10 protein-coding genes are annotated in these 8,351 nt (G+C 72.2%); 9 read left to right on the top strand and 1 reads right to left on the bottom strand.

Annotation, left to right across the window (positions count from 1 at the left end):
• Positions 1-82 precede the first annotated feature (82 nt).
• Together VI078_08385 and VI078_08380 are read left to right on the top strand one after the other, a co-directional pair.
• Positions 83-577, top strand: a complete 495-nt coding sequence (locus tag VI078_08385) for a hypothetical protein (protein ID HEY5999303.1) — start codon at positions 83-85, stop codon at positions 575-577.
• A 58-nt stretch (positions 578-635) separates the two neighbouring features.
• Positions 636-1,571, top strand: a complete 936-nt coding sequence (locus VI078_08380; protein HEY5999302.1) for a permease — start codon at positions 636-638, stop codon at positions 1,569-1,571.
• A 156-nt stretch (positions 1,572-1,727) separates the two neighbouring features.
• On the opposite strand, the gene VI078_08375 is transcribed toward VI078_08380, so the two are convergent.
• Positions 1,728-2,501 (bottom strand): glycosyltransferase family 2 protein, encoded by a 774-nt coding sequence (locus tag VI078_08375; GenBank protein ID HEY5999301.1) that lies wholly within the window; start codon positions 2,499-2,501, stop codon positions 1,728-1,730.
• Positions 2,502-2,538: 37 nt separating this feature from the next.
• Between VI078_08375 and VI078_08370 the strand changes: the two genes are divergently transcribed.
• From VI078_08370 to VI078_08340, 7 genes are all read left to right on the top strand, one after another.
• Positions 2,539-3,552 (top strand): hypothetical protein, encoded by a 1,014-nt coding sequence (locus tag VI078_08370; GenBank protein ID HEY5999300.1) that lies wholly within the window; start codon positions 2,539-2,541, stop codon positions 3,550-3,552.
• Positions 3,552-4,040 (top strand): adenylyltransferase/cytidyltransferase family protein, encoded by a 489-nt coding sequence (locus VI078_08365; protein ID HEY5999299.1) that lies wholly within the window; start codon positions 3,552-3,554, stop codon positions 4,038-4,040. Before VI078_08370 ends, VI078_08365 begins: the two co-directional genes overlap by 1 nt.
• A gap of 13 nt (positions 4,041-4,053) precedes the next feature.
• Entirely contained in the window at positions 4,054-5,571 is a 1,518-nt protein-coding gene (locus tag VI078_08360) for a PfkB family carbohydrate kinase (GenBank protein HEY5999298.1), read from the top strand.
• Between the two features lie 11 nt (positions 5,572-5,582).
• On the top strand, positions 5,583-6,173 hold the full coding sequence (locus VI078_08355; protein HEY5999297.1) for an SIS domain-containing protein: 591 nt from the start codon (positions 5,583-5,585) through the stop codon (positions 6,171-6,173).
• Positions 6,151-7,221 (top strand): radical SAM protein, encoded by a 1,071-nt coding sequence (locus VI078_08350; protein HEY5999296.1) that lies wholly within the window; start codon positions 6,151-6,153, stop codon positions 7,219-7,221. Before VI078_08355 ends, VI078_08350 begins: the two co-directional genes overlap by 23 nt.
• Before the next feature lie 52 nt (positions 7,222-7,273).
• Positions 7,274-7,885: a haloacid dehalogenase-like hydrolase gene (locus VI078_08345; protein HEY5999295.1), complete on the top strand. Its 612-nt coding sequence runs from the start codon at positions 7,274-7,276 to the stop codon at positions 7,883-7,885.
• A partial coding sequence (locus VI078_08340) for a phosphotransferase (GenBank protein ID HEY5999294.1) occupies positions 7,882-8,351 on the top strand: 470 nt, incomplete at its 3' end. The genes VI078_08345 and VI078_08340, both read left to right, overlap by 4 nt.

Here is an 8,351-nt window from a genome sequence, read left to right as displayed (position 1 = left end):
GAAGGGGCTGATGCGGTAGTCGGAGCTCTTGAAGACATCGTCGGCGCGGCCCACGAAGCAGAGGTAGCCGTCCGCATCGCGGGTGGCCACGTCCCCGGTGCGCGCCGGCCGCCTCCTCGCGCGCCAGCGGCGGGGGCCCGGCTTCCAGTCCTTCGGCGAGGTCCCCGCCGGGGCCGCGTCGGCGCTGCGCGCGTCCGCGCTCGAATCCGCGGCGCTCGTCGAGCACCTGCGCTCGGTCTACGGGGTGCGCCGCTTCGAGGTGGACGACCTGGTCCAGGGCGTCGCGGTCCCGCCGCTGCCCGCGGGCGTGCGCCTTTCCCTCTACCGCCCCTGGCTTCTCGTCACGGCCAGCCGCAACTGTCCCTGGGTCTTCGACGGGCGCGCCTGGGACCGCGAGGGCTGCGCCCGACCCTGCCGCGGCCGCCTGCTGCGCCTGACGTGCGAGGACGAGGGCGCGGCGCGGGGACGGCGCGAACTGACGCTCGGCGGCTGCGCCCAGTTCCTCGAACACCGCAGCGATGCGCCGCCGCCGGCGGGTGTCGACCGCATCGTCTGGCAGCCGGAGGTCCCCGCGTGAGCCGGGCGCGGGCCGGCGTGGACCCGGCGCCTGACGCGTCGGATACAATGCCAGGACCATGAACCTCGACTGGGGCACCTTCTGGTGGATCGTTCGCGACGAGACGGCGCGAATGTGGTGGATCTTCGTTCTCGGCGTGCTCCTCGCCGCGGCCATCAAGACGTTCAAGCTCGACAAGAGGATCCGCAAGCGGCTGGCCGGGCGCACGCACGGCGCCATCCTCTTTGCCGTCGGCGTCGCGCTGGTCTCGCCGCTCTGCTCCTGCGGGGTCATCCCGTTGATCGTCTCGCTGATCTACGGCGGAGTCCCCCTCGCCCCGGTCTTCGCGCTGCTGATCACCTCGCCCCTGATGAGCCCGGACGCCTTCCTGCTCACCCTCCGCGGGCTCGGTCCGGCGCTGGCCTTCGGAAAGCTCGCGAGCGCGGTCGCGGCGGGTCTCGCGGGCGGCTACCTCGTCGTCTGGATGCAGCGGGCCGGCTGGATCCGGGGCGAGGGCCTCCTCTCGGCCGAGCGCCCCGACATCCGGGAGAAGTGCATGGAGGGCGCCGCCCCCGACGACCCGCGCCGGGGGCTCCAGGTCCCGGAGCGGCGCCTCTGGTACTTCGGCCTGATGGTCAAGGACATGGCGTGGATCATCGGCCGCTTCTTCGTGCCGGCGATCCTCCTCGAGGCGGCGATCGTCGCCTTCGTGCCGATCGCCTGGATGCGCGCCCTCGCGGGTGCGCAGGGGGTCGGTTCCGTGCTCGTCGCGACGCTCGCCGGGATCCCGGTGCCGCTGCCGCAGGTGGCGGCGGTGCCGGTGATCCGCGGCCTGATGACGCAGGGCATGAACGCCGGTGCGGCGATGGCGCTGCTCGTCTCCGGGCCGGTCGCGAGCATCCCGGCCTTCGCCGTCCTCACGGGGATCTTCCAGCGGCCGGTGCTTGCGCTCTACGTCGCGACGGGCTTCGTCACCGCGGTCCTGGCCGGCTTGACGCTGCTGGCCCTCGGCTAACTCCTCCCGGCGATCGGAGCCCGACGCCACGACCGGAATCGGCTGGCGAAGGGGTGGCGCGGAGCGGGGGACCCCCGCCGGACGGACCGAAGGGAGTACGGTGGGGGTGCGCAGCGACAGGACCCCGAAGCCGAACAAGCCGGCCCGGGTCCCGGCTCAGCTCGCCGCTTCCCCCTTCAGCTTGCGGCCCTCCGGCGAGAAGATCCGCGCGTGCCCGAGCCCGGCGCGGCGGAGCACGAACTTGCCCGCGCACCCGAGCACCCCGAGGCCGTAGCGCACGCTGCGGCGGAAGTTGATCGAGGAGGCGTCCGGGAAGTACTTCGTCGGGCAGCTCACCTCGCCGATCCGGAAGCCGAAGGCGACGGCCTGCACCAGCAGCTCGTTGTCGAAGACGAAGTCGTCGGAGTTCTCGCCCAGCGGCAGCGTCTCGAGGACCGCGCGGCGGTACGCGCGGAAGCCCGAGTGGTACTCGGAGAGCTTGACGCCGAGCGCGAGGTTCTCGGCAAGCGTCAGGAAGCGGTTGGCGACGTACTTGTAGCGCGGCATGCCCCCGCGCAGCGTCTCGCCGCCGAGGATGCGCGAGCCCAGCACGATGTCGTAGTGCCCGGAGGCGACCATCGATGCCATCGCCGTGACCAGGCGCGGCGAGTACTGGTAGTCCGGGTGGAGCATCACGACGATGTCGGCGCCGGCGGCGAGCGCGGCCGCGTAGCAGGTCTTCTGGTTGCCCCCGTAGCCGCGGTTCTCGGGGTGGATGATCGTCCTGATTCCCAGCTCGCGCGCGACCGCCGCCGTGGCGTCCCGCGAGGCGTCGTCGACGAGGATGGTCTCGTCGACGTACTCGTGGGGCAGCTCGTCGAAGGTCTGCCGCAGGGTCTTCTCGGCGTTGTAGGCCGGCATCACGATGACGAGGCGGTTTCCGCTGATCATGCGCCCTCCAGGCAAAAATCTGATAAATTATACAGATATGAGCGCAGAGAGGGAAGCAGCCGCGTCCGCGGGGCGCGGCTCGGGGGCGGCGGCCCGCTTCGACCGCAGCCGCCTGCGCCTGCGCCCGCTCGCGGAGCGCGCCCACGATCTCGACCTCGCGGCGCTGCGGTCGCTGGAGGCGTCGGGGTCGGTGCCGGCGGAGGTGCGCGAGGTCGCGGCCCGCATCCACGCCGTGCGTCGGGCCGGGCGCCCCGTGATCCTGATGATGGGCGCCCACGTCCTGCGCGCGGGGGTCCAGCGGCACCTGATCGACCTGCTCGAGCGCGGCCTGGTGACGCTCGTGGCGATGAACGGCGCCTGCGTGATCCACGACTTCGAGCTGGCGCTGATCGGCGCCACGACCGAGAGCGTGGCGCGCTACATCGCGACCGGCGAGTTCGGCCTCTGGGAGGAGACGGGGCGCATCAACGACATCGTCAACGCCGCCCACGCCGCCGGAGAACTCGGCCTCGGCGAGGCGGTTGGCGAGGCGATCCTCGGCGGCGCCTACCCGCACAAGGACGTGAGCCTCCTCGCCGCCTGCCGGCGCCTCGGGGTGCCGGCCACCGTGCACATCGGCATCGGCTACGACATCGTCCACGAGCACCCGAACTTCGACGCGGCCGCGGCGGGCGCCGCCTCCTACCGGGACTTCCTGCGCTTCGCCGCGGAGGTCGAGCGGCTCGACGGGGGGATGCTCCTCGCCTTCGGCAGCGCCGTCATGGCGCCGGAGGTCTTCCTCAAGGCCCTCGCCATGGCGCGCAACGTCGCCGCCCGCGAAGGGCGCCGGGTCGAGGGCTTCGACGTGCTCGTCGCCGACATCCAGGAGCTGCGCGGCGATTTGGCCGCGGAGCCGTCGCGCTCCTCGCCGTCGTACTACTTCCGCCCCTGGAAGACGCTGCTCGCCCGCACGCTGGCCGGCGGCGGCAGGAGCCGCTACCTGCGCGGCCGGCACGAGGAGACCGTCCCCGCGCTCTGGCGCGCGCTGACGGCCGCGGACGGAGCCGCCTGATGCGGGAGGGGAAGGTGCTCACGCTCGGGGAGCTCGCGGAGCGGGTGGCGGCGCTCAAGGGGCAGGGGTTGCGCGTGGCGCACTGCCACGGCTGTTTCGACCTCGTGCATCCCGGCCACATCAAGCATCTCCAGGCGGCCCGCCGGCTGGCGGACGCCCTCGTGGTCACCGTGAGCCCCGACCGCTTCGTGGACAAGGGGCCGGGGCGGCCGGCGTTCCCCGAGCAGCTGCGCGCCGAGTCGGTGGCCGCGCTCGAGTGCGTCGACTACGCCGCGGTCAACGCCTGGCCGACCGCGGAGGAGACCATCCGGCTGCTGCGGCCGACCTACTTCGTCAAGGGCCAGGAGTTCGAGGCGCCGGAGGCGCGCTCCGAGAAACTAAAGCGCGAGATCGCGGTACTAGAGCAGGTCGGCGGGGAGATGCGTTTCACCCATGAGCTCGTCTCCTCCTCGACGGCGCTGCTCAAGCGCTACTTCGCGGTGGACTGAAGAAGGGGGGGCGATGGCGGAGATCCTGACGCTGGCGGCGGCGGCCGAGCGCTGCGCGGCCCTGCGCGCGGCCGGAAGGCGGATCGTGCTCAGCCACGGGGTCTTCGACCTGGTGCACCCGGGGGTCATCCGCCACCTCGACGAGGCGCGGCGCCAGGGGGACGTGCTCGTCGTGACCGTCGCGGGCGACCGCGCGCTCGACGAGGGGCCGGCCCGCCCGATCTTCCCCGAGGCGCTGCGCGCCGAGAGCGCCGCGTCCCTGGCGCAGGTGGACTTCGTCACGATCATCGCGGAGGCGACGCCCTTCGAGACCGTCCGCCTGCTCAAGCCCGACGTGCTCGCGCGGCCGCAGGCCGCCAGCGGCGCGGAGCGGCAGGTGCACCAGTTCCTCTTCGACGGGCAGGAGGGCGCGGACCTCGGCTCGACGAGCATCTACGAGACGATCGGTCTGCTCACCTCCTCGGCGGCGCTGCTGCACTCCTTCCTCGACGTCTACCCCGAGGAGACGCGGCTGTTCCTGCGCGAGTTCGCGCACCGCTACAGCTTCGAGGACCTGCGCCGCTGGCTCGACAGCGTGCGCGACACGCGGGTGGTGCTCATCGGGGATGCGATCGTCGACGAGTACCACTACTGCCTCCCGCTGGGGAAGTCCGGCAAGTCGCCGCTGGTCGTGCAGCACTACCGCTCGCACGAGGTCTTCGCGGGCGGCTCGCTCGCGATCGCCAACCACCTCGCCGGCCTCTGCAAGGAGGTGAGCCTCGTCGCGGTCCTCGGCGCGGAGGACTCGCGCGAGGAGTTCATCCGCGCGCACCTGCGGCCGAACGTCAAGCCGACGTTCTTCCACCGCCCGGACGGCCCGACGGTGATCAAGAAGCGCTACCTGGACCAGTACCTCAACCAGAAGCTCTTCGAGGTGAACTACCTCAACACGCACTTCATCCCGGCGGAGCTCGAGCAGGAGATCGAGGGGCACCTGACGTCCCTGCTCCCCGGTTTCGACCTCGCGCTCGTCTCCGACTACGGCCACGGCTTCCTCACGGCCGGCCTGATCCGGGCGATCGAGCGCTCGGCGCGCCACCTCGCGGTGAACACGCAGAGCAACGGCGGGAACGTCGGGTACAACATGATCACGAAGTACCAGCGTTCGAACTTCATCTGCCTCGACGAGATGGAGATCCGCTGGGCGGCGCAGGACAAGGAGTCGCCGATCGAGGATGTGGTGCGGCGGATGTCGGCGCGCCTCGGCTGCGACCTGCTCATCAGCACGCTCGGCAAGCGCGGGTCGATCGGCGTCACGCGCGGCGGCGAGACCGTGCGCACGCCCATCTTCTCGGCCAAGGTCGTCGATACCGTGGGCGCCGGCGACGCCTTCTTCGCCTTCACCGCGCCGTGCGTGGTGCGCGACATCCCGCTGGATCTGGTGGGTTTCATCGGCAACCTCGCGGGCGCGCTCGCGGTCAAGATCGTCGGCAACCGCCGGCCGGTCGAGCGCACGGAGCTGCTCGAGTTCGCCGCGGCGCTGCTGCGGTAGGGGAGGTGACGGTGGGCACGGAGTTCTCGCGGTACCTCGGCACGCTCGCCCGGATCGGCGCCGCCACGGCCTGCACCGACGGCGAGGGGCGGGACCTCGGCCTCGACCCGGGGTTCGCGCGTGCCGTCGACCTGCTGGTGGCGGCCGGCACGGCGTGCGCGACGGTGCACTTCGTCGGCAACGGCGGCAGCGCGGCCATCGCCAGCCACGGGGCGGTCGACTTCTTCAACGCCGGCGTACGCAGCCGCGCCTTCAACGACGGGTCGCTGCTGACCTGTCTGGCCAACGACTTCGGGTACGAGGAGGTCTTCGCGCGGCCCCTGGCGCTGGTCGCCTCCCCGGGGGACGTGCTGGTGGCGATCTCCAGCGGCGGGCGCTCGCGCAACATCCTCGCGGCCGCCGCGGCGGCGCGCCGGGGCGGCTGCGCGGTCGTCACGCTTTCGGGCTTCGACGCCGACAACCCGCTGCGCGCCCTCGGCGATCTGAACTTCCACGTTCCCTCGCACTCCTACGGCCTCGTCGAGTGCCTCCACCAGACGATCTGCCATGGCTTCCACGACCTGTACATGGAGCGGGTGCATGGCCGACGAGTACCGGATTGACAGCCACAAGCTGATCTACCACGCCGCCCGGGTCGCCGATTTTCTCGCGGGCAGGACGGTCTACCCGATCTACATGGAGGTCAGCCCCTCGGGGGCCTGCAACCACCGCTGCCTCTTCTGCGCGGTCGACTACCTCGGCTACGGCGCCAAGTTCCTGGAGGCGGACCTGCTCAAGGAGCGCATCGCGGAGCTGGGCGCGCTCGGGCTCAAGAGCATCATGTTCGCGGGCGAGGGCGAGCCGCTCCTGCACAAGCGCATCGGCGAGATCGTGCGGCACACGAAGGCCTCCGGGATCGACGTCGCCTTCACGACCAACGGCGTGCTCCTGCGCGAGGCGCTGGCGCGCGAGATCCTCGGGAGCACGTCCTGGATCAAGGTCAGCTGCAACGCGGGGACTGCGGCGACGTACGCCACGATCCACCGCACGCGCGCGGAGGACTTCGAGACCGTCCTCGGGAACCTCGCCGCCGCGGTGCGCATCCGCCGCGAGAACGGCTACGCCTGCACGCTGGGCATCCAGCTGCTGCTGCTGCCCGAGAACGCCGGCGAGGTCGGCACGCTCGCGGAGCGGGCGCGGGACATCGGCCTGGACTACCTGGTGGTCAAGCCCTACTCGCACTTCGCGCCGAGCCAGACGACGCGCTACAAGGACATCCGCTACGAGGAGTTCCTCGGGCTCGCCGGGGGCGTGCGCGCGCTGGCGACCGACAGCTTCCAGGTGATCTTCCGCGAGGAGACGATGCGCCTCTGGGACAGGCAGGAGAGGGGCTACGGGCGCTGCCTCGGCCTGCCGTTCTACTCCTACATCGACGCCGCGGGGCGCGTCTGGGGCTGCAAGGAGTACATCGGGGACGAGCGCTTCCTCTACGGCAACATCCACGAGCAGACCTTCCGCGAGATCTGGGAGGGCGAGCGGCGGGCGGCCTCGCTGCGCATGGTCGAGAGCGAGCTCGACATCGCGGGCTGCCGGGTCAACTGCCGCATGGACAAGGTCAACCGCTACCTCTGGGACCTGACCCACCCGCCGGCGCACGCCAACTTCATCTAGGGGACGGGCGGGACGCGCCGCGCGGGCGCGCGGACTGCCGCCCGGGATTGCGATGCACATCGGCCTGGACTTCGACAACACCGTGGCGCTCTACGACCGGGTGTTCCACCGGCGGGCGCTCGCGGACGGGCTCATCCCGCCCGGCACCGCCGTGAACAAGCGCGCCGTGCGCGACGCGATCCGCGCGCTCCCCGACGGCGACCGCAGCTGGACGGAGCTGCAGGGGCTCGTCTACGGGCGCCTCATGGACGAGGCCGAGGCGGCGCCCGGCATCGATCGGTTCCTGCTCGCCTGCCGTGAGGCCGGGGCGCGCGTCTCGATCATCAGCCACAAGACCGAGTTCCCGGCGATCGGCGAGCGCGTGTCCCTGCGGGATGCGGCGCGCTCCTGGATCGGGCGGCAGGGCTTCACGCCGCGCTTCGGCGTCGCCGCGGCGGACATCGCCTTCGTCGGCACCCAGGACGAGAAGATCCGGCGGATCGGCCGCGCCGGCTGCACGCACTTCGTGGACGACCTGGTGGAGGTGCTCGGGCGCCCGGACTTCCCGCGCGGCGTCGAGCGCATCCTCTACGATCCGGCGCGCGCGGGCGCCCCGCCCGCCGGCGTGCTCGCCTTCGCCAGCTGGGCGCAGATCCGCACGCACCTCTTCGGGGCCGCCCGGTGAGCGACATCCTCGAGGCGCTGCGGCCGGCCCTCGCCGCCTGGCGGGGCGAGGTGCCGCTCTCGGCCGAGCCGATCCCCGGCGGGGCCAACGCCGAGGTCTTCCGGGTGCGCACGGGCGCCGGCGCCGTCTACTGCGCCAAGCGCTACCGCCGGCGCGAGGGCGACCCCGTCGACCGGCTCGCCGCGGAGTTTGGCGCGCTCTCCTTCCTCTGGGCGCGGGGGGTGCGCCAGGTGCCCGAGCCCGTCGGGGCGCTCGCGGCCGAGGGGATCGGGGTCTACGGGTTCGTCGAGGGGCGGCGGATCGCCGCGGGCGAGATCGACGGGCCCCTCCTCGACCGGATGGCCGCCTTCTTCCTGCTCCTGCACTCGCTGCGCGTGGCGCCGGGGGCCGCCGCGTTGCCGGTCGCGCGCGAGGCGTGCTTCTCGCTGGACGCGCACCGCGAGCTGATCGCCGGGCGTCTGCGGCG

Source organism: bacterium (assembly GCA_036524115.1).
Classification (GTDB): domain Bacteria; phylum JAUVQV01; class JAUVQV01; order JAUVQV01; family DATDCY01; genus DATDCY01.
Note: the sequence above shows the minus strand (reverse complement) of the source record. Positions and strands in the feature narration are given on the sequence as shown.

What these genes read in the sequence shown, in the direction of transcription:
- VI078_08370 (HEY5999300.1), top strand. Translation starts at nt 2,539, where the DNA reads ATGAGCGCAGAGAGGGAAGCAGCCGCGTCCGCGGGGCGCGGCTCGGGG.
- VI078_08345 (HEY5999295.1), top strand. Translation starts at nt 7,274, where the DNA reads ATGCACATCGGCCTGGACTTCGACAACACCGTGGCGCTCTACGACCGG.
- VI078_08380 (HEY5999302.1), top strand. Translation starts at nt 636, where the DNA reads ATGAACCTCGACTGGGGCACCTTCTGGTGGATCGTTCGCGACGAGACG.
- VI078_08350 (HEY5999296.1), top strand. Translation starts at nt 6,151, where the DNA reads ATGGCCGACGAGTACCGGATTGACAGCCACAAGCTGATCTACCACGCC.
- VI078_08365 (HEY5999299.1), top strand. Translation starts at nt 3,552, where the DNA reads ATGCGGGAGGGGAAGGTGCTCACGCTCGGGGAGCTCGCGGAGCGGGTG.
- VI078_08375 (HEY5999301.1), bottom strand. Translation starts at nt 2,501, where the DNA reads ATGATCAGCGGAAACCGCCTCGTCATCGTGATGCCGGCCTACAACGCC.
- VI078_08360 (HEY5999298.1), top strand. Translation starts at nt 4,054, where the DNA reads ATGGCGGAGATCCTGACGCTGGCGGCGGCGGCCGAGCGCTGCGCGGCC.